Annotated in this window: 20 protein-coding genes and 1 tRNA gene; 7 read left to right on the top strand and 14 right to left on the bottom strand. The window is 62.3% G+C overall.

Annotated elements, in window-relative coordinates:
- Nucleotides 1-67: 67 nt before the first annotated feature.
- Both L8U60_RS08245 and L8U60_RS08240 read right to left on the bottom strand, forming a co-directional pair.
- Nucleotides 68-140, bottom strand: a tRNA-Lys gene (locus L8U60_RS08245).
- A 46-nt stretch (nucleotides 141-186) separates the two neighbouring features.
- The gene (locus tag L8U60_RS08240) at nucleotides 187-1,686 is read right to left on the bottom strand and encodes an acetyl-CoA hydrolase/transferase family protein (RefSeq protein ID WP_269965889.1); all 1,500 of its coding nucleotides are present in this window, start codon (nucleotides 1,684-1,686) and stop codon (nucleotides 187-189) included.
- Between the two features lie 158 nt (nucleotides 1,687-1,844).
- On the opposite strand from L8U60_RS08240, the gene dusB reads away from it, so the two are divergent.
- The 3 genes from dusB (at nucleotide 1,845) to L8U60_RS08225 (ending at nucleotide 5,043) form a co-directional block, all read left to right on the top strand.
- Nucleotides 1,845-3,026 (top strand): tRNA dihydrouridine synthase DusB, encoded by a 1,182-nt coding sequence (dusB, locus tag L8U60_RS08235; protein WP_269965888.1) that lies wholly within the window; start codon nucleotides 1,845-1,847, stop codon nucleotides 3,024-3,026.
- A gap of 4 nt (nucleotides 3,027-3,030) precedes the next feature.
- Nucleotides 3,031-3,777: a phosphate signaling complex PhoU family protein gene (locus L8U60_RS08230; RefSeq protein WP_338026476.1), complete on the top strand. Its 747-nt coding sequence runs from the start codon at nucleotides 3,031-3,033 to the stop codon at nucleotides 3,775-3,777.
- Between the two features lie 84 nt (nucleotides 3,778-3,861).
- Complete coding sequence (locus L8U60_RS08225; RefSeq protein ID WP_269965887.1) at nucleotides 3,862-5,043, top strand: HtaA domain-containing protein; 1,182 nt, start codon at nucleotides 3,862-3,864, stop codon at nucleotides 5,041-5,043.
- On the opposite strand, the gene L8U60_RS08220 is transcribed toward L8U60_RS08225, so the two are convergent.
- The 6 genes from L8U60_RS08220 to mshD all read right to left on the bottom strand — a co-directional run bounded on the left by L8U60_RS08220 (nucleotide 5,033) and on the right by mshD (nucleotide 11,389).
- Nucleotides 5,033-6,271, bottom strand: a complete 1,239-nt coding sequence (locus tag L8U60_RS08220; RefSeq protein WP_269965886.1) for a hypothetical protein — start codon at nucleotides 6,269-6,271, stop codon at nucleotides 5,033-5,035. The two genes, L8U60_RS08225 and L8U60_RS08220, sit on opposite strands and share 11 nt — an antisense overlap.
- A 134-nt stretch (nucleotides 6,272-6,405) precedes the next feature.
- Nucleotides 6,406-7,182: a phosphate ABC transporter ATP-binding protein PstB gene (pstB, locus tag L8U60_RS08215; protein WP_269965885.1), complete on the bottom strand. Its 777-nt coding sequence runs from the start codon at nucleotides 7,180-7,182 to the stop codon at nucleotides 6,406-6,408.
- A 32-nt stretch (nucleotides 7,183-7,214) separates the two neighbouring features.
- Entirely contained in the window at nucleotides 7,215-8,150 is a 936-nt protein-coding gene (pstA, locus tag L8U60_RS08210; RefSeq protein WP_269965884.1) for a phosphate ABC transporter permease PstA, read from the bottom strand.
- An 11-nt stretch (nucleotides 8,151-8,161) separates the two neighbouring features.
- Nucleotides 8,162-9,154: a phosphate ABC transporter permease subunit PstC gene (gene pstC / locus L8U60_RS08205; protein ID WP_269965883.1), complete on the bottom strand. Its 993-nt coding sequence runs from the start codon at nucleotides 9,152-9,154 to the stop codon at nucleotides 8,162-8,164.
- Nucleotides 9,155-9,290: 136 nt separating this feature from the next.
- Entirely contained in the window at nucleotides 9,291-10,412 is a 1,122-nt protein-coding gene (pstS, locus tag L8U60_RS08200) for a phosphate ABC transporter substrate-binding protein PstS (RefSeq protein WP_269965882.1), read from the bottom strand.
- A 110-nt stretch (nucleotides 10,413-10,522) separates the two neighbouring features.
- Complete coding sequence (gene mshD / locus L8U60_RS08195) at nucleotides 10,523-11,389, bottom strand: mycothiol synthase (RefSeq protein ID WP_269965881.1); 867 nt, start codon at nucleotides 11,387-11,389, stop codon at nucleotides 10,523-10,525.
- 33 nt (nucleotides 11,390-11,422) lie between these two features.
- Between mshD and L8U60_RS08190 the strand changes: the two genes are divergently transcribed.
- Together L8U60_RS08190 and L8U60_RS08185 are read left to right on the top strand one after the other, a co-directional pair.
- On the top strand, nucleotides 11,423-12,166 hold the full coding sequence (locus tag L8U60_RS08190; protein WP_269965880.1) for an LmeA family phospholipid-binding protein: 744 nt from the start codon (nucleotides 11,423-11,425) through the stop codon (nucleotides 12,164-12,166).
- A 20-nt stretch (nucleotides 12,167-12,186) separates the two neighbouring features.
- On the top strand, nucleotides 12,187-12,888 hold the full coding sequence (locus tag L8U60_RS08185; protein ID WP_269965879.1) for a heme-binding beta-barrel domain-containing protein: 702 nt from the start codon (nucleotides 12,187-12,189) through the stop codon (nucleotides 12,886-12,888).
- A gap of 6 nt (nucleotides 12,889-12,894) precedes the next feature.
- Here L8U60_RS08185 and L8U60_RS08180 read toward each other — a convergent pair whose 3' ends face one another.
- Nucleotides 12,895-13,809, bottom strand: a complete 915-nt coding sequence (locus L8U60_RS08180) for an aminodeoxychorismate lyase (RefSeq protein WP_269965878.1) — start codon at nucleotides 13,807-13,809, stop codon at nucleotides 12,895-12,897.
- Between the two features lie 20 nt (nucleotides 13,810-13,829).
- Between L8U60_RS08180 and ygfZ the strand changes: the two genes are divergently transcribed.
- Entirely contained in the window at nucleotides 13,830-15,011 is a 1,182-nt protein-coding gene (gene ygfZ / locus L8U60_RS08175; protein ID WP_269965877.1) for a CAF17-like 4Fe-4S cluster assembly/insertion protein YgfZ, read from the top strand.
- On the opposite strand, the gene L8U60_RS08170 is transcribed toward ygfZ, so the two are convergent.
- From L8U60_RS08170 to L8U60_RS08150, 5 genes are all read right to left on the bottom strand, one after another.
- The gene (locus tag L8U60_RS08170) at nucleotides 15,004-15,570 is read right to left on the bottom strand and encodes a sugar O-acetyltransferase (RefSeq protein WP_269965876.1); all 567 of its coding nucleotides are present in this window, start codon (nucleotides 15,568-15,570) and stop codon (nucleotides 15,004-15,006) included. The two genes, ygfZ and L8U60_RS08170, sit on opposite strands and share 8 nt — an antisense overlap.
- Before the next feature lie 94 nt (nucleotides 15,571-15,664).
- Nucleotides 15,665-15,871: a DUF3073 domain-containing protein gene (locus tag L8U60_RS08165; RefSeq protein ID WP_269965875.1), complete on the bottom strand. Its 207-nt coding sequence runs from the start codon at nucleotides 15,869-15,871 to the stop codon at nucleotides 15,665-15,667.
- 158 nt (nucleotides 15,872-16,029) lie between these two features.
- On the bottom strand, nucleotides 16,030-17,103 hold the full coding sequence (gene purM / locus L8U60_RS08160; RefSeq protein ID WP_269965874.1) for a phosphoribosylformylglycinamidine cyclo-ligase: 1,074 nt from the start codon (nucleotides 17,101-17,103) through the stop codon (nucleotides 16,030-16,032).
- 3 nt (nucleotides 17,104-17,106) lie between these two features.
- Entirely contained in the window at nucleotides 17,107-18,612 is a 1,506-nt protein-coding gene (purF, locus tag L8U60_RS08155; protein ID WP_420840182.1) for an amidophosphoribosyltransferase, read from the bottom strand.
- A 27-nt stretch (nucleotides 18,613-18,639) separates the two neighbouring features.
- Nucleotides 18,640-19,032 (bottom strand): sterol carrier family protein, encoded by a 393-nt coding sequence (locus L8U60_RS08150; RefSeq protein ID WP_269965872.1) that lies wholly within the window; start codon nucleotides 19,030-19,032, stop codon nucleotides 18,640-18,642.
- A 45-nt stretch (nucleotides 19,033-19,077) separates the two neighbouring features.
- Between L8U60_RS08150 and L8U60_RS08145 the strand changes: the two genes are divergently transcribed.
- Complete coding sequence (locus L8U60_RS08145; RefSeq protein ID WP_269965871.1) at nucleotides 19,078-20,103, top strand: acyl-CoA thioesterase; 1,026 nt, start codon at nucleotides 19,078-19,080, stop codon at nucleotides 20,101-20,103.
- The last annotated feature ends 19 nt before the right edge of the window (nucleotides 20,104-20,122 follow it).

Below are 20,122 nucleotides of genomic sequence, written 5' to 3'. Positions count from 1 at the left end.
CCCTTCCCATCCTTTGCCCCACACAAGCAAAAACACCCCGCGCCGATTGGCGTGGGGTGTCAGTGCGTGGGCCCTGCGGGGCTCGAACCCGCGACCTGCGGATTAAAAGTCCGTAGCTCTACCAACTGAGCTAAAGGCCCGTGCCCACACATGCTAGACGTTGGTGGGCCCGGGCCGCTAATTGGGCTACTTCATGGAGCCGTTTTCTTCCATACGCAGGTGGAAGTCGAAGGCGTGGCGCAGGTCGTGCGGGGTGGACTGGTACTTGCACTTCGCGGCGCGCTCCACGTACTCCTCCAGCAGCGGACGGTAGGACGGGTGAGCGATGGAGATCATCTTGGCCACGCGGTCACGCGGTGCCAGGCCACGCAGGTCTGCCACACCGTACTCAGTGATGAAGACCATGGCGTCGTGCTCGGTGTGGTCCACGTGGGACACGAACGGCACGATGGCGGAGATAGCGCCATTCTTCGCCTCCGACGGGGAGATGAAGGAGGAGATGTAGGCGTTACGGGTGAAGTCGCCGGAGCCACCCAGTGCGTTCATCAGGCGGGAGCCGTTGATGTGGGTGGAGTTGGCGTTGCCGTAGATGTCCGCCTCGATCATGCCGTTGGTGGCGATGAGGCCCGTACGACGAATGACCTCCGGGTGGTTGGAGATGGACTGCGGGCGCAGCACGATGGACTCGCGGTAGCGCGCTGCCTCGTTGTTCATCTTCTCCGCGTACTCAGGGGACAGGGAGAAGGAGGTGGCGGAAGCAACGGTCATCTTGCCAGCGTCAATGAGGTCAACCATGCCGTCCTGGATGACCTCGGTGTAGGCCTGGATGTTCTCAAACTTGGAGTCCATGAGGCCCGCCATCACGGCGTTCGGCACGTTGCCCACGCCGGACTGCATGACGTAGCCGTCGTAGGACAGGCGGCCTGCCTTCACTTCGTTCTCGAGGAAGTCAAGGAAGTTGCCGGCGATCTGCTCGGAGATCTCATCCGGCGCCTTGAACGGCGCGTTGCGGTCCGGCGCATCGGTCTTGACCACTGCGACGACCTTGGCCGGGTCGATCTCAATGTAGGTGGTACCAATGCGGTCACCGCACTTGGTGATCGGGATCGGGATGCGGTTCGGCAGCGGCGGCACCAGCCAGATGTCGTGCATGCCCTCCAAGTCCAAGGACTGCCACTCGTTGACCTCGATGATGATCTTCTTGGCAGCGTTGAGGAACTCGACGGAGTTACCCACAGAGGAAGACGGAACAATGTTGCCCTCAGCGGTGATGCGGACAGCCTCCACGATGGCCACGTCCACGTCGCCGAAGAAGCCCTGCTCCACCATCATGCCGGAGTGGGAGAGGTGGATGTCCTGGAACTTCATCTGGCCAGCGTTGATCTTGTTACGCATGGTCGGGTCGGACTGGTACGGCATGCGGTAGCGCAGTGCGTCAGCCTCAGCCAGCACACCATCACACTCCGGTGCGGTCGACGCACCGGTGAACAGGTCGATGGCAAAGTCCTCGCCCTTCGCGTGGGCTGCCTTCGCCTTCTCTGCGATCGCGCCCGGCAGGGCCTTCGGGTAGCCAGCGCCGGTGAAGCCAGAAATACCCACCTTGTCGCCGTGGTTGACAAACTGTGCAGCCTCTTCTGCGGACATGACCTTGTCACGCAGTTGGGCGCTGTCAATGCGGTCGCTCATCGTCTCTCCTTTGTGTCTTTGAGTCATCAACAACGATTTCTCCCCATTGTGGCCCACGTATCACTTCCCCGCCACCACATCCCCCACCCAAACGTGAAAACAGTTTTGCATATGAACATTTACGGCGCGGTTTGTATCCCTCACCTGCACAAGGAACAATGGCTGCCGTGACAATGACCCTTCCTCATAACCGACAGACACTCACGATCGGCGACCTCGATGTCGCCTCCCCCGTCATCCTTGCGCCGATGGCGGGGGTGACAAACATGCCATTTCGCGTGTTGTGTCGTGAGATTGAGCAGGAGCTCGTCGGTAGTGTTTCCGGGCTGTACGTCTGCGAGATGATTACGGCCCGCGCGCTCGTGGAGGGCAATGAAAAGACCCTGCATATGACGACGTTCGCGCCGGAAGAGTCACCGCGCTCCATGCAGCTGTACACGGTGGATCCGAAGTATACGTATGAGGCGGTGCGGAAGATCGTCGATAAGCAGATGGCTGATCACGTGGACATGAACTTTGGCTGCCCGGTGCCGAAGGTGACGCGCAAGGGCGGCGGTTCCGCGATTCCGTACAAGCGCAATCTGTACCGCAACATCGTGTCGGCCGCGGTACGCGCGGCGGAGGGCTCTGGGATTCCGGTGACCGTGAAATTCCGCGTGGGCATCGATGACGAGCATCACACGCATCTCGACGCCGGCCGCATCGCCGCCGAAGAAGGCGCCTCCGCCGTGACCTTGCACGCACGCACCGCGGCGCAGCGTTATTCCGGGCAGGCCGACTGGAATGAGATCACCCGCCTGGTGGAGCACATGGATGGCAGCGGCATTCCCGTTCTGGGTAATGGCGATATCTTCGCGCCCGGCGATGCGCAGGCAATGATGGATCAGACGGGGTGTGACGGGGTGGTCGTTGGTCGCGGTTGCCTCGGTCGCCCGTGGCTGTTCGCACAGCTCGCCGCGCAGCTTCGTGGAGAACCTGTACCGGAGGAGCCGACGCTGGGCGAGGTCGCGCGCATCGTGATGCGCCACGCCGAGCTGCTTGCCGCGCACGAAGGCGAACAGCGTGGTTGCCGCGATATTCGCAAGCACATTGGCTGGTATTTCCACGGCTTCCCCGTCGGCGGACAGTTCCGCAGCGAACTTGCACGCGTATCGACGTTGGACGAGCTCCGCGACAAACTCTCCGCCATCGCCGACAACCCGGCGCGCGCAAACGCCGCCGATGAAGCCCGTGGGCGCCAAGGATCCTCAGCCAAGGTCGCGCTTCCCGACGGCTGGCTCGACGACCCCAACGACGCCACCGTCCCCGAAGGCGCGGAGATCGAGAACAACGGAGGTTAGAACCGTGAACGGAAAAGAAGCCCCCATGCGCACTGTGTACCGCGAGCACTTGGACAACTTCGCGCATGACCTGAAAATCATGAGCGACACCGTCCGGGGCATCATGACGTCCGCCACGAAGGCTCTCTTTGAGGCCTCGCTCGAAGACGCCGAGGAAGCCCTCACCGCGGCCGACTCCCTCAAGGAGATCCGTGAGCGCTGCGAACACCGCAGTATGCAGCTCCTCGCCCGGGAAAACCCCGTGGCCACCGAGCTGCGCCAAGTGTTTACCTCCATCTACATCGTGGAAGACTTCAGCCGGATGGGAGCACTGGCCAAGCACGTGGCGAATACGGCGAGGTTGAGGTATCCGGAGGAGGTCGTCGATAAGCAATTGCAATCGACGGTCAAAGAGATGGCCAAAATGGTGGACACGATGGGCGAGCTCATCCACGACCAGTTGATCAGCCCGGACGCGGACCTAGCGCTGGAGATGAACGAAATCGACGATCATGTCGACGAGCTCCACCGCTACCTCCTGTCCACCGTGACCGGCAAAGACTGGGAAGGTTCCAGCCGCGCGGCCGTGGATGCCGCCCTCATCGGCCGGTTCTACGAGCGCTACGCCGACCACTGCGTGAACGTCGGCGCGCGCATCGTCTACCTTGTCACCGGCCTCTCCTCCGAGGTGTACGCACAAAGCCGCGATGAAACACCCACGTCTGAGATGGAAGAAAGGCTGCGCAACCTGGAGCAATACTGGCGCAAATAGCTCACGACGAACCGACTTCTAGGAACCCCTCCCCCTCTGTTAAGGTTAGCCAAACTTACTACAACTAAAGGAGGATATTTCCTAATGTCCATTTCTTCCCGTCGCTGGGTCCGCACGGCCCTCCCCGCAGCAGCAGTTGCTGCAAGCCTCACGTTCGCACCACTCGCCGTGCCAGCGCAGGCGGTGGACAATCCGGCCGCTGTCGCCACTGCCTCCGGCACAACCCCGCTCGCAGCCACCGCCGAGCAGACCCTGCAGTGGGAACTAAGCAAGCGCGCACTCCTCTGGGACGCGAAGGCCAGCGGTGACGGCGTCTCCATCGTCCCCACCGACGAGTCCGAGCCCGCCAACGGCAGCCTCAAACTCACCAAAGCCACCGGCTGGGTAAACAAGGACACCAAGGACGCCTCGGTCCAGTGGCCGGGCAGTGTAACCTACACCATCAACGGGGCACAGACCATCACCTTCCAAGACTTCGCACTGGAGGTCGCCGGCGGCTCCGGCACCATCACCGCCACTGTGAGCTCGACGGACCCGAACCAGCCCGCCAACAATAAGGACGCAAAGCGCGTCACCGTGGCAACGTTTAAGAGCGCCGACGTTACTATCGACGGCACCACCGCCACCATCACCGCAACCCCCGACTACGAGGGAGTCACCTACGTCCGCGACGAGGACATCTCCTACGACGACGCGTGGCCGACCGAGCTCATCAACAACATCACGGACTCGGTCCGCTCTTGGTTCTACGCGTCCGGCTCTCGCTGGGACGACCAGAAGAAGCCGTCGGCGTTTACCGCGACGCTGACACTGGGTGAAGACAAGCCAGGTACTGGGTCCGACACTGGCTCCGACTCTGGGACTACCAACGGCGTCAAGGACGCGCGCATCAACGACGCCGGCCACCTCATCCTCACTTTCACCGACGGCACGACGAAGGACCTAGGCAAGGTCACCGGTAAGGATGGCGCCGAAGGAAAGCCGGGCCAGGCTGGCGCTGACGGTAAGGATGGCCAGGCTGGCGCGGACGGTAAGGACGGCAAAGAGGGGCGCGGCATCGCCTCCGTAACCACGAATGCGGCGGGTCAGCTCGTCATCACCCTGACGGACGGTACGGTGCTGGACCCGGTGGACATGCCGGCCCCTGCGAAGCAGCCGATGGCGCCGGAGTCGATCGTGGCGATCGTGCTTGGTGTCATCGCAACGCTTCTCGGTAGCATTGCCGCGATCCACACGATCGCGGCCGCCTACCTGTTTAAGGGTTAAAGCGCTTCCATAGCTCTTTCACCACGGGGGAATGGGCAGCCAAGCCGGCAACCACTGCCAGCAAGGTTGCCGCCATCCCGATCAGCGCAGCACCCCAGGCGGGTAGCTGTGCTGACCCCGCGGGAACAGCTGGAGCAGCGGGCGCCGGCCCCTCCTTCGCTGCTGCAGCCTCAACTTGCACCGGGTTGGTGGGCATGGTGAAACGCAGCGCCTGAGTTGCCGGATCCACCGTGTAGTTCTTCACCCCGGCGACAGTCCACTCCGTTTTCCCCTCAACCGGGGACTTCAGCGTGACTTCGGTGCCAGGCGCGACATACTCGCCGTAGTCATGCTCAATTCCGGTCGCGTGGAGTCGCTGACTGCTTGGCTTATCGACGTCCCCCACCACAAACCGCGGCGACACCCCAAACCCTGTCGTCACATACTCACCATTCACCCAGCGGCTCGCATTGACGGAAGCCTGGTAGACACCCGCATCACCGTCCTCGAATGTGACTGAGCGGGTGTTGGGATCATTGTTATCCAGTGTGCGCAGCGTCTTTGCGCTGGTGCAGTGCTCAACGCATTCAACCTGGGCACGCCACGCGGTGCCTGGCACCGACTGGGAGTAATCCCATTTCACGGTGATGTCTCGCTTGTCGTTGACCTCACCACGAACACCAAAGGGAGTTTCCACCTTGTCCGAACCGACCGCGGGAACCTTAAAGGTGATGCCGCGGTCGAAGTAGCGCTCGCTGAGCGCAAGACCGTGAGCCGCCATGAACCCGAGGGAATAGGTCTGACCTGGCTGGAGGGAGTTCGCTTCCACCTTCAGATCCAAGTCGAGCTTGCCGCCGTTGTTCGTGAACATGCCAGCAGGAATCCAGCGGGCAATGAGCGCATCACCGTCGCCGGTCATGGTGCTGCAGTGCCTGATCCTCCACACGCTCGTGGGTGTGAGCACCACATACACACCGTTGGACGCACCTGGCGTCGTCTCCGGGTTGATGCCGGTGCCCTTGAGCTTGAAGGTCATATCCTTGGTCACGTCGATTTCATCCGGACCGGTGACGTCCAGATCCACGCCGATATTCGGGTAGCGGGTGTCCAGTTCACCGGCACAGCCAGGAGCATCGGCTGCGTCGATCGTCGGAAGAGCGTGCGCCACATTCACCGTGACAGCGGCGGGGGCGCAGAGCGCAAGCACGGTGGCGCCGATGACAAAGCGGCGCCGAAGGGAAGCGTTCAAAGTGAACCTCTCAATCAATAGTTGGATTACTGGTTAGGTTCACATTAGTCACGTAGGCCTTTCGTCTGAAACTTGCCCATAAAAAAGACTGCTCCCCCGCCATTCTCAGCGGGGGAGCAGGATGAAACGAGGTTTTAGCCGAAGCGGCCGGAGATGTAATCCTCAGTCTCCTTGCGCTCCGGATTCTCGAAGATCGTGGTGGTGTCGTTGAACTCCACCAGGTGGCCCGGCTTGCCGGTGGCCTCGAGGGAGAAGAACGCGGTCTTCTCAGACACACGCGCAGCCTGCTGCATGTTGTGGGTCACGATCACGATGGTGTACTCGTCCTTCAGCTCATGGATCAGGTCCTCCACAGCCAGGGTGGAAATCGGGTCCAGAGCGGAGCACGGCTCGTCCATGAGCAGAACTTCCGGCTGCACAGCGATCGCACGCGCGATGCACAGACGCTGCTGCTGACCACCGGAGAGGCCACCGCCCGGCTTATCAAGGCGGTCCTTCACCTCATCCCAGAGGTTCGCGCCGCGCAGGGAACGCTCCGCAACCTCCTTGAGTTTTGCCTTGTTCTTCTCGCCGGACAGCTTCAGGCCGGCGACAACGTTGTCCTCGATGGACATGGTCGGGAACGGGTTTGCCTTCTGGAACACCATGCCGATGGTGTTGCGGACGGACACCGGGTCGACGTTCTTGGCGTAGATATCGTGGCCGTCGAGAAGCACTTCACCCTTGGTGTAGGCACCCGGGATGACCTCGTGCATGCGGTTCAGGGTGCGCAGCACAGTGGACTTACCGCAACCGGACGGGCCGATGAACGCGGTGACCGACTGAGCCGGAATGTCCATGTTGACGTTCTGCACAGCATGGAAATCGCCGTAGTAGATATTCAGGTCGTTGAGCTGGAGCTTGGTAGGCATTGTTTTCTCCTAAATGGGGATTGACGGGGGCGTTACTTCTTCACCGAGAACTTCGCGGCAATAAACCGCGCAAGCACGTTCAGAACAACGACGATGATGACGAGCGTGAGGGCCGCGCCCCACAGACGGTTGAGAACCGGCTCCGCGGAGCCAGACTTCCACATGTCCAGCATGAACAGTGGCAGAGAAGACTGCGGCTGGTTGAACAGCCCAAACCAGTTCGTCTGCGGCGTGGAGCCAACCAAGATCAGCACCGGCGCGGACTCACCCATGACGCGGGCGATAGCCAGCATGATGCCGGTAACGATGCCCGACAGCGCAGTCGGCAGAACAATACGAGCAATGGTCTTCCACTTCGGCACACCGAGGGCATACGCGGCTTCTCGCAGATCCATCGGAACCACGCGGAGCATCTCCTCGGTGTTACGCACCACCACCGGCACCATCAGCAGGATGAGTGAGAGCGCCACAGCGAAGCCGGAGCGCTGCTGGCCCAGGATGGTAATCCACAAGGCGTAGATGAACAGGGCGGAAACGATCGACGGGACACCGGAGAGGATGTCCACCATGAACGTGGTCAGCTTGCCCAGCTTGCTGCCATTGGCGTACTCCACGAGGTAGATCGCGGTAAAAATGCCGATCGGGATGGAAAACAGCGAAGCGATCAAGGTTTGCATCAACGTACCTGCGATCGCGTGGAGGGCGCCGCCGCCTTCACGACGAGCCCGCACGCCCACCATGTCCTGCGTCCACCAATCCGGGCTGAGAATGGCCTCGTAGCCACGGGAGACCAGGGTGATCAGGAGCCAGCCAAGCGGGATGAGCGCGAGGATCATCGCCACCCACATCAGGCCACCCATGAAGGAGTTGGTGGTCTTACGGCCAGAAGAGATGTGCGTGAACGGAGACTCCCCCACTGGGACAGCCTTCAGTTCAGTAGCAGTATTAGTCGGATTAACGGTGCTCATTTCTCACACACCTACTTCTTCTTGTTGACGATTGCGCGGGCAATCGAGTTGACGAGGAAGGTCAGGAGGAACAACACCAGACCCGCAGCAATGTAGGCGCCAGCGGAAGTGGGGTTGTTGAACTCAGCAGAAGCATTCGCGATGGCGGTGGCGAAGGTGGTGCCACCGTCGAAAAGCGATGCGCGGAACTCAGGGCCCGGCGAAACCACCATGTAGAGAGCCATCGTCTCACCCAGTGCGCGGCCGAGACCGAGCATGGAGCCCGCGATGTAGCCGGACATACCGAACGGCAGAACCGTCATGCGGATAACTTCCCAGCGGGTCGCGCCGAGTGCTAGCGCGGACTCGATCTGACCGGGAGGGGTCTGCACAAACACTTCGCGCGTGGTGGCCGCGATGACCGGCAGCACCATAATCGCCAGCACAATGCCACCCGTGAGGATGTTGCGGCCAGTGTCGAAGGACGGCGAGTTCGCGTAACGCTGGAAGAGGAAGAAATCTCCGCCCCAGGAGTTGATCCACTCGTAAAGGCCAGAGAGTTTCGGGCCGAGCACCTGCGCACCCCACAGGCCGTACACGATCGACGGCACCGCAGCGAGCATATCCACCAGGCCGGACAGCGGCTTCACCAACCGCTTCGGCGCGTAGTTGGAGAGGAAGATCGCCACACCGAGTGCCACCGGCATAGCGATGATCAACGCGATGATGGACACCGTCACCGTGGAGAAGAACAGGTTCGGAATACCGAACTTCATGTTGTCCAGGTTCGAGGTCTGCCACTGGCCTTTGTAGGTGAGGAAGTTCTCAGTGTTGAGGCGCAGCGGCTCAAAAGCCTGCTTCAGCAGGAACAGGCCGACCGCAATGATGATGACGGTGATCAGCGCTGCAGAGACAGTGGACAGGGTTTCGAAGACCCGATCGCCGGGACGTTTAACGCCCGTTCGAGGCCCTGAGGCATCGGCGGGAGTGTCGCGCTCCGCGACCGACAGTTCTTGGTCTGCCATGGTGACGTTTCCTTATTGTTTGTGTTGTTCAGTGCGCGGTTCTTCCACCGCATAAACATTCCCCCGGTTCACAGTGGTACCGGGGGAATGGTGGGGCTTTTCAGACTGTGAGCTGAAAAGCGTGCGGGGTTACCGCTTAGGCGATTGCGTCGACTGCAGCCTTCAGCTTGTCAGCGAACTCACCGGAAACCGGGATGAAGCCAGCGTCCTCGAGCTCTGCATCCTGGGACTCCAGAACGATGTTGAGGAAGTCCTTGACCATGTTCTTGGTTGCCTCGTCGTAGCCCTTGGAGCAGACGATCTCGTAGGTGGTCAGAACCAGCGGGTAAGCACCCTCGTTCTTGGAAGCGAACAGGGACTTGGAGTCAACGACCATGTCGTGGCCCTCGGACTTGAACTGGACGTTAGCCAGAGCCTTGTTCACGGACTCGTTGTTCAGCTCAACTGCACCGGAGCCGAAGTCAATGTTGGCAACACCGAGGTCGAGGTCGTGTGCGTAGCCAGCCTCAACGTAGGTGACAGCACCGGAGGTTGCCTTGACCTGCTCTGCAACAGCGGTGGAGCCGTTAGCGCCAGCGCCGACGTTCTGCGGGAATGCCTTGCCTTCGCCTTCCCACTTGCCGTCAGAAGCGGCAGACAGGAACTTCTGGAAGTTGTCGGAGGTACCAGACTCGTCGGAGCGGTAGATCACGGAGATGTCCTGATCCGGCAGCTCTGCGCCCTCGTTGTTCTCAGCGATCTTCGGGTCGTTCCACTTGGTGATGGTGCCGTCGAAGATCTCCACCAGGTTGTCCACGGTGAGGTTCAGGTCCTCAACGCCGTCCAGGTTGAAGGCAACAGCGACCGGGCCGATGACCATCGGCAGGTGCCATGCGTCGTTGCCACTGCAACGCTCGCGTGCCTTCTCGACCTCGCCCTTGTCCTCCTTCAGTGCGGAGTCAGAGCCAGCGAAGACTGCCTGGTTGCCGATGAAGTTCTTGATACCGGAGCCAGAACCAGTTGCGTTGTAGGCGAGGTTTGCGCCTGGGACAGCCTCGGCGTAGCGGGAACCAAAGTAGTCCATCGCGTTGGCCTGGGAGGTAGCACCCTCAGCGACGAGCTGGCCGGTCTGGCCGGACAGGCCCTCGATGTTGGTAGCGTCGGTGGCGTTGTCGCCCTCCGCTGCAGTGTCGTTAGAGCCACCGCATGCAACCAGGGAGACAGAGGTGATGGCTGCAACGCCAGCGATAGCGGCAGAGCGCTTGAAGTTACGGATCACGGGGATACCTTTCCAATGCGAATTCAGGTTTCTTCTGAGCATGATGCTCTCAGAGTGAAAAGGTACGGTCCGAGTGTTAATTGCAAAGGCCTAAATCGGTGAACAATGAGTTAACTTTGCGCATTGTAAACAACGTGCTGCTCAGCCACATTAAATCCAAGTTCTTTGTAACGTTTCACTGCGGGTTCATTGTCTGCTTCGACATAAAGGATGATTTTTTGGGCACCCCCGGCTACGAGGTGTTCAACTCCCGCGCGCATGAGCGGGTCGCCGAGACCCCGCCCGCGGTACGCGTCCGCAATGCCCACCACGTACACCTCACCAAGTGAGTCCGAATGGCGCTTTGTCCAGTGGAAACCCGCAAGCCGTTCACCATCAAACAAGAAGCGCACGCCAGCCGGGTCGAACCACTCCGTGTCCATCGCCGCATGCAATCGCGCTATATCCCACCCGCCTTGTTCTGGGTGCCAATGGAATGCCTCGTTGTTCACCTGAAGCCATTGCTTTTCCGCGTCCCCCGCTTCCGCATAACTACTCTCCCTCATCCCCTCCCGCCCAGCGAGAGCCCGAGCAGTCGAACCCGGCGCACCGATAGCGGTAAGCGCTTCTCCTTCCACCGCCATGACCAGCAATTCCCGGGTTACCTTCAACCCCAAAGACTCCGCAAGAGCCTTCGCGGCAGGCAGGTTCCCATGCGCCCACACGCCAGCATCGGGGCGGCGGGAAAGGATGTGGGTGATGAGGGAGGTGGCGTGGCCGAGACGTCGATAAGCAGGATCAACCGCAACCTCCGCCGACCCGTCGGGGGCGAGCCCAGCTAGAGCGATGAGCGCGTCGTCCTCGCGCACGGCGAAGTGCTCGTGGCCGCCAGCAAGGCCGCGCACGAACGCCTCGGAAAACGCCTCAACACCATCGTGCTGTGCGACGCGGCGAAGGAGGTCGCGGGCTTCATTGGCATCGAACTGTGGTTCATTCATGGTTCAAGGCTACGGGCAGACTACGGTGAGGGCATGAATGTGAAGGCTTTTGTTGCTGCCGCAGTGGTCCTTGCGGTGCCGGCTGTGGCGTTTGCGGTGGATGCGGCAACGGCGGCAAAAGTCGAACGTCACTTGGCTATGCAGGCGAGATCGCACGATGATCTGCTCGCTGAGCCGGATACCTACGTGGGTGGTTTCCCCTTCGCGCAGGTCCTGCGCAGCAACGAGGTTCCGCGCGTAAGTTTTGAGGCCCTCGACGTGGATGCAGCGGGGCTGACGGTCAATTCGCGCACCGATATTTATGAGATCTCTATTCCCGCGGACAAGGCCTACGCTGGCGATTTCGTGGGCGCGGCTGCCAAGCGCGTGGACCGGACCCTGTCGATGGACGGCGTTGCCTTCGGCGAGCTGCTCCACATGACGGACCTGGACATGTCCAACCCCTACGACATCTCCCCCACCGGCGGCTCCGCCAGCGAAGCTCAGCTCACGGGCACCGTTCCGGGCATGGACGAGAAATCAACCGTGGTGGTCACCCTTCGCTTGAGGGGGTCGCAGTTCATCATGGAGCCCATCTCGCTTATCGACGTCTCCCCCACCCACGCCGACACCATCTCCCGCGCTTTCACCCTCACGCTGGACACCCGCGACCTGCCGATTGGTGACCAAGCCGACAAGGTCGAAGTCGCTGGCGGCTCCATCCGCTTCTCCGCCGCGCAGCGGAACGTGACGCTGAGTCCCGCTGACCTGTCGCCCATCGCCGCGCCCGCGCGGTGAGGGGACTACGCTGGGCGGACATGGAAACGAATGAAACGAACACCCCTGATACGCCAGATACGCCTGAGCACACCGCCCTTGATGGCAACGCTGCCGTGAACTTAGCCGCGGAGCAGTCCAAGAACACCGCGCACCGCAACATCCCGGCGTTGGGCCTGGACGAAATCCCGCTGCCGGATGACACCGCTAACCTGCGCGAAGGCCCGAACCTCCACGATGGTCTCCTGGGTCTTCTCCCCCTGGTGGGAGTGTGGCAGGGCACCGGCCAGGCCGTGGATTTGGCCGAAGACGGTAACCACACGGAGTACGCCTTCGGCCAGCAACTGGTCATCTCCCACGACGGTGAGAACTACCTGCGCTTTGATTCCCGTATCTGGCGCATTGACTCGGACGGCAACCCCACCGGCGCCGACCAGCGCGAAACCGGCTTCTGGCGCATCTCGCTGAAGGACGAGATTGAAGTCACCTTGACCAACTCCCGCGGCCTCGTGGAGGTGCTCTACGGCGAGCCGGTCAACGAGCGTGCGTGGCAGCTGACCTCCGCATCCACCATCGCGACGGAAACTGGCCCGTCCACCCACGGCCCAGGCAAGCGCATCTACGGTCTCATGCCCAACAACAACCTCGGTTGGGTGGATGAGCGCGTGGCACCAGGATCCACGCAGGATGACATCAGCTTTGTCCCGTACATGTCCGGTGAGCTGAAGAGGATTGCGGGCTAGGGGGAGCTAGACGGTTGTCCGGGCAACGTCGATAAGCGACGCAAGCGTGGCCTCGTCCTTCTTGGACGGGGCCTTTGTGCTTGTGCCGTCGATCTCTGTGACGCGGACGCCGCCGCGCACGGAGCTGACCAGCCAGACTTGGTCCGCGCCGAGTAGGTCGTCGATGGTGAGGTCTTTCTCCTTGCAGCGCCAGCCGCGTTCTTCGGCGAGGCGGAAGATGGCGGCCTGCGTCGTGCCCGGCAGCACGTCCCCGCCGGTGACCGGTGTGCGGAGCTTGTCGCCCTTGACTGTGATCACCGTGGATGTCGCGCCTTCGAGTACGCGCCCGGTGGCGGGGTCGACGAAGATGACGTCATCGCAGCCCTGCTTCTTTGCCCAGCGCAGCGCCGACATCGCTGCGGCGTAGTTGAGCGACTTCGCGCCGACTGTCACCCACGGCGTGTCTTCTGTGGGGGTAAGCGTGTAGCCGCGCGAGGCCGTCATCACTTTTACTCCCTTCTTGCGCTGCTTGAGCTGCGCCGCTGGGATCGGTCGCACGGACACCCACGCGGTGGGCACCCCCGTGGTTTCGCGGCCGCGCGTGTAGGTCCACTGGCACTTCGCTTCCACGTCCTGCGGATCAAGGCCTAATTCCCGCACGTACTCGCCGACGGCCTCCAGTGTGGCCGTGCGCCACGTCTCCGCCGCCGGTTCCGGCAGATCCAGCAGCGCCGCTGAGCGCGCAAACCGCGCGATGTGCGCGTCCATGTTCACGGGCTCACCGCCGTGGATGAGGATCGTTTCAAAACATCCATCGCCGCGCGTGACCGCCGCATCATCCCAAAACACGTGCGGCAGATTCACATTCTGCCGGCGCATAGAGCCACCGAAAGGCTCCACGAGATAAATAACAGGTGCTTGAGCCGGTTGTACTGGAAGCATGCCCCCAATTATGCCCACGTATGATCGGTTGCGTGCATACGTACCGTTCTCCGCTGCTTTCTTTCCGCGGCGCGACCGAACTTCCGGACGCCGCTACTTCGCTTTTCGACGCCTCCGGTGTCCCCTGGCACTACGGCGACCCCCTGCGGGAACAGCGCCTCATCGCCCGCGGCGGAGCCGTGGTGGACCGCAGCCACCGTGGCGTCGTGCGCGTCACCGGTCCTGATGCGGCTGCGTTTTTGAACAACCTGCTGAGCCAGAAACTCGATGATGTGGAGCCAGGCTTTTCCGCAGCCACGCTCGACTTGGACGTGCAGGGCCGCATTCTACATCACGCAGATATTTCGCTTATCGACGCAGCGCCAACCTTCTACCTCGACCTCCCCTCCTACTCCCTGGACTCCTTCAAGGACTTCCTCACCAAGATGGTCTTCTGGTCCGAGGTCACCGTGGAGGAGGCGGACCTGGGCATCCTCACTGTGCTGGGTGCGCCGTCGAGTTTCTCCCCGTCGGAGATCCTTCGTTCAGCCGACATCGACGTTGCTTTTGAGCGCACCGTCCCCTGGTCAGCTGCACGGCGTATCGACGTCGCCGTCCCCCGCGCCGACCTCGCCACCGCGTACAAAACCTTGACGTCCGCCGACGGCGCGGGATTGGAACGAGCCGGACTCATGGCGTTTACCGCCGAGCGCATCAAGGCGCTCGAACCGGAACTGCGCGTGGACTTGGACGATAAATCCATCCCCCACGAAGCCCACACCCTCATCCGCCGCGGGGACAACCTTGGCGCGGTGCACCTAGAGAAGGGCTGCTACCGCGGCCAAGAGACCGTCGCGCGTGTGGAAAACCTTGGGCGTTCCCCGCGGCTGCTCGTGCTGCTGCATATCGACGGCTCCGCACCCTTGGAACCCCAACCGGGCGATCCCGTCGTCTTCGGTGGTCGCACCGTAGGCCAGGTGGGCTCCATCGTCCACGACTGCGACTACGGCCCCATCGCGCTCGCCCTGGTGAAGCGTTCCGCGCTCAACCAAGTGCTCGAAATGGGTGAGCAGCTGGAGGTCATCGCCGCCGTCCGCGCCGATGGCGAAATCACCCAAGAGATCAACGTCTCTGCCACCGTGGACCCGGATTCCCTGCCGAAGGATGAGGGGGAACGGGCGGGAAGGGTAGCCGTCGATAAGCTTCGCGGGCGGACTAACTGATCTCGCGCTTCACGCGGGCGGGGACGCCGGCGACGAGCGAACCTGCGGGAACATCCTTTGTCACCACAGCCCCGGCGGCAATCACACAGTTGTCGCCGATGGTCACGCCAGGCATCACCATCGCGCCGGCACCGAACCAACAGTTCTTGCCAATCGTGATCGGCTGGGCGCGCTCCCAGCCCTCCGCGCGCTTCGCTGCGTCATCCACAGGGTGCCCCACCGTGATGAGCTGGCAGGCGGGGCCAAACATCGAGCCCGCGCCAATAGTAATCTCCGCGATGTCCAGGATCACGCAATTGAAGTTCACGAAGCAGCCCTCACCGAATGTGGTGTTCACCCCGAACTCAAGGTGAAGCGGGCCCAAAACCTCAGGCACCGCCGACTGCGGCGAAAACATCGCACCCAACAACTCCTGGGCGCGCTCAGGGTCCGTGTTGCCTAGCGCGTTGAACTCGCGGGTCAACGCCCACGTGATGCGATGCTGCTCCTGCGCCTCCTCAGAGTCCGGGAGGTACCACTGACCAGAACGCATGTCATCCATGCTGCCGAGTTTGTCCATACCGCGCAGACTACACCTGCGATGGGACGCGAAACGCACCCCTGCCACCTGCCGCGCTATGCGCGCGACAGGCGAGGTTGGGGTGCGCGAGAGGTTAACGCTGGTCTTCGTCTTCGTCAGCCCAGTCCGCGTAGTCCGCGTACTGGTCGTCTACCTCATAGTCATCGTCATCGTCCCACCGGGAGTTGGAGCTCTGTCCAGCAAGTTCGCGCTGGAGAGATTCCAGGTCCATCTCGGGCGTGTTGTACTTGAGCTGGCGTGCAACCTTGGTCTGCTTTGCTTTGGCGCGTCCGCGGCCCATGGCAATGACCCCCTTGAGGTGTCTAAAAGGCGGCCGAAAGTGTCGGCGGCCCCACATAATATTCTTGAAATTTGTCCTGCGACCACTATAGCGTGCAAGTCAAATCATGTCCGATATCGCCTGTGCCAGGGGGAATGCGCAGGCGCGGAAAAGGGGGCCTAGACCGCGTGGGTACCCACCAGCGTTGCGCGGTGGCCGCCGTCTTCCTCCGTTGCGCCGCGCACGACGCCGAGTTCCCAGCAATCGACGTGGCGGGCGGTAAGCATAGCCAGCGCGCGGTCGCGGTCCTCCGGGGCGACGATGGCAACCATGCCCACGCCAGCGTTGAAGGTCTTTTCCATCTCCTCTACCGGCACGTTGCCCACCTCCGCGATGGTGCGGAAGATCGGTGCCGGGGACCACGTGGCGCGGTGCATCTCTGCGACCTTGCCCTCTGGAATGATGCGCTCCATGTTGCCCACCAGGCCGCCACCGGTGACGTGGCAGAAGGTGCGCACCTCGCACTCGTTGGCCAGAGCCAGGCAGTCGAGCGCGTAGATGCGGGTCGGTTCCAGGAGCTCCTCGCCGAGGGTGCGGCCGAGGTCGTCAATGTGGCCGTCGAGAGGCAGACCAGCCTTCTCCAGCAACACGTGGCGCGCCAGGGAGTAGCCGTTGGAGTGCAGACCGGACGATGCCATACCGATGATCACGTCGCCCTCGCGCACGCGGTCCGGGCCGAGCAACTCATCAGCCTCGACGACGCCGACCGCGGTAGCGGAGACATCGTAGTCATTCTCACCCATCACGCCGGGGTGCTCCGCGGTCTCGCCGCCGAGCAGGGCACAGCCAGCCTGAACGCAGCCCTCGGCGATGCCTTCGACGATTTGCGCGACCTTCTCCGGCACGACCTTGCCAATGGCGATGTAGTCCTGCAGGAACAGCGGCTCCGCGCCGCACACCACGAGGTCGTCGACGCACATGGCCACCAGGTCAATACCGATGGTGTTGTGAATATCCATGGCCTGCGCCACAGCGAGCTTGGTGCCCACACCATCGGAGCCGGCAGCGAGCAGCGGCTCCTTGTACTTACCCAGCGCAAACAGGCCGGCGAAGCCACCGAGGCCACCGCGGACCTCCGGGCGGGACGCGCGCTTGGCGTGGTCCTTGAACAGCTCGACGGCACGGTCACCAGCTTCAATGTCCACGCCAGCAGCGGCGTAGGAAACGGGGTTGGTGTTTTCCGGGGTGGTCATGGCTTAAAACATCCCTTCCTGAATACGCCGGACGGCGTCAGCGTTGACGTTGTTTTCCGGCAGTCCCAGCGGGTAGTGGCCGTCAAAGCAGGCGGCGCACAGGCTGTCGGCCGGGCGGTCGGTGGCAGCAATCATGTCATCAATAGACACAAACGCGAGTGTATCTGCGCCGATGACGCGGCAGATGTTCTCTGCCACAGCATCGTCGTCCCCGCCCGCGTTGTTAGCGATGAGCTCGCCGGGGCTAGCGAAGTCAATGCCGTAGAAGCACGGCCACTTCACCGGCGGGGAGGCAATACGCACGTGGACTTCCCCGGCGCCTGCTTCACGCAGCATGCGGATGAGTTTGCGCTGGGTGTTTCCACGCACGATGGAATCGTCCACGACGACGAGGGACTTGCCCTCGATGATCTCGCGCACCGGATTGAGTTTCAGGCGCAGACCCAGCTGGCGCAGGGTATCCGACGGCTGGATGAACGTACGGCCCACGTAGGCGTTCTTCATCAGGCCCTGCGCGAAAGGAATGCCGGAGGCCTCCGCGTAGCCAATCGCCGCGGGGGTGCCAGATTCAGGCACTGGCATAACGACGTCCGCGTCCACCGGCGCCACCCTCGACAACCGGCGGCCAATCTCGAGGCGCGCCGCGTTGACCGTCTTGCCCTCCACCACGGAATCCGGGCGGGCGATGTAGACGTACTCGAAAACACAGGTCTTCGGGGACGGCTTGGCGTAGTTCTCCGTGTGAATACCGGAGGAGTTAATAGCAATGAGCTCACCCGGCGCGATGTCGCGCACGAAGGAGGCACCAGTGATATCTAGCGCAGCGGTCTCACTGGCGATGACCCAGCCCTGCTCCAGGCGACCCAGCGACAGGGGGCGCACGCCGTGCGGATCACGCGCAGCGTAAAGCGTGTGGCCGTCGGTGAACACGAGGCAGAACGCACCCTGCAACTTCGGCAGCAGTTCGCGGGCGGAATCGAGGAGGGAGCGGCCGTCCTGGACACCGTCGGCAAGCAACGCAGACACCACCGCAGTGTCGGAGGACGAGCCTTGCCCCTCCACACCTTCCGGCGGCACGAGGCGGCGCTCAATGGCCTCAGCCTGCAGCGTGGCGTAGTTAGTCAGGTTGCCGTTGTGGCCCAGCGACACATCCGTCCCATCGGGCGAGGTACGGAACATCGGCTGGACATTCTCCCAGCTCTGCGCCCCCGCCGTGGAGTAACGAGTGTGACCAATCGCCACATCACCTTGAAGCGCATCCAAGATCGCCTCATCAAAAACTTGGGAGACCAAACCGCTGTCCTTAAACACCACGATCCGGCCCTTGTCCCCCACCGCAATACCCGCGCCCTCCTGGCCGCGGTGCTGCAGTGCGAACAAGCCAAAATAGGTCAGCTTAGAGACGTCTTCTCCCGGCGCCCAAACACCAAACACGCCGCATTCTTCGCGCGGCTCCTGCTCATCAGCATCCAAGTTCACGGGTACACCAGTAGAAGCACCGTTGTTCACGCTTTGCACGGCATCAACCCTAGTTGATCAGCTGGCCGGGAGGGCAATTACGGGAAGACCCGCCGCCACCTCACTCGCGCGTGACCCCGACGCGGTGATCCGCCCATCAGCCACTGCCGCCTCAAAATCAATGAGGCCCGTAGCCAACTGAAGCCACACCTCAGGCGCCATTTCCACCACGTTCGGCGGGGTCCCACGAGTGTGCCGCGGCCCCTCCACACACTGCACCGCCACGAATGGGGGCACACGCAGCTCAACAGCATGGCCGGGGAGTTCGGCGGCGAGGGCGCGCACGGAACGTCGACAAGCATCTGCGAGCAACGCGCGAGAAGGCTTATCCGCGCTGTCCGGCGCCACAATCCACCCCTCAATCGCCGCGATCGCCTCCCGCGTAGCCAACGGATCATTCTTAGCAGCCATACGCCCATCCTAAAAGGCCGCGGGTAAGCGAGTAGTGTTGAGCCAATGACGCACAGCACTGGAACCGAAACACCTCGTGTGACCATAGAAAAATCCCCCTCCATCACCCTGCGATTCATGGCCGCGCCGACGGACGTGGTTCTCGCCGGCGCCCAAGGCGTATCCGGCGGGCGCGTGCTGGAATGGATCGATAAAGCCGCCTACGCCTGCGCCGTGCAATGGTCCTCAACCTACTGCGTGACCGCGTACGTGGGCCACATTCACTTCACGCGCCCGATTCCGTCGGGGCACATCGTGGAAGTGCGCTCCCGCATCGCCATGACCGGGCGGTCCTCCATGCACATCGTGAACGAAGTGCTCTCCGCAGACCCGCGCGAAGGCGTATTCACCCGCGCCTGCGACTGCCTGGTCATCTTCGTGGCAAAGGACACCGAAACCGGCAAGTCCATGCCCGTGCCCACCTTCATCCCCACCACCGATGAGGAGCGCCGCACTGAGCACGCCGCGAAATCCCGCATCCAGCTGCGCTCCAACATCGAATCGGAGATGCTCAAGCACACCTACGACGGCGAATCCACCGCACCCCGCATCATTCACCGCTTCATGGCTAAGCCGACGGACATGAACTGGGGCGGCAAAGTCCACGGTGGTACCGCGATGGAATGGATCGACACCGCCGGCACTTCCGTCACCATGGAATGGGCCGGTGAGCGCACCGTGGCTGTGTACGCCGGCGGCATCCGCTTCTACAAGCCCATCTCCATCGGCGACCTCATTGAGGTGGATTCGCGCATCACCCAAACCGGTAACCGCAGCATGGCCGTGACCACCCACGTCCGCGCCGGCAACCCGCGCGGTGGCCGCGAGAACCTCGAAACCGCGATCCACGCCACCTTCACCTACGTGAGCACTGACCTAGACGGCAATCCCCTCCCCGCCCGCCAATTCGCCCCTGTCACCGAAGAAGACAAGGCGCTGTGGGAGCACACCAGCACGCTGCGTACGCTGCGCGAGCAGTACCAGCCGATGCCGCTCATTGAGCCAGTGCCGGCACGCCAGACGATCGACTAGGCGTCACCGCTCCCATTCG

The sequence above is a fragment of the Corynebacterium meitnerae genome, assembly GCF_027570075.1.
In the GTDB taxonomy this organism is placed as follows: domain Bacteria; phylum Actinomycetota; class Actinomycetes; order Mycobacteriales; family Mycobacteriaceae; genus Corynebacterium; species Corynebacterium meitnerae.
This window is presented reverse-complemented; position numbering and strand designations above follow the sequence as displayed.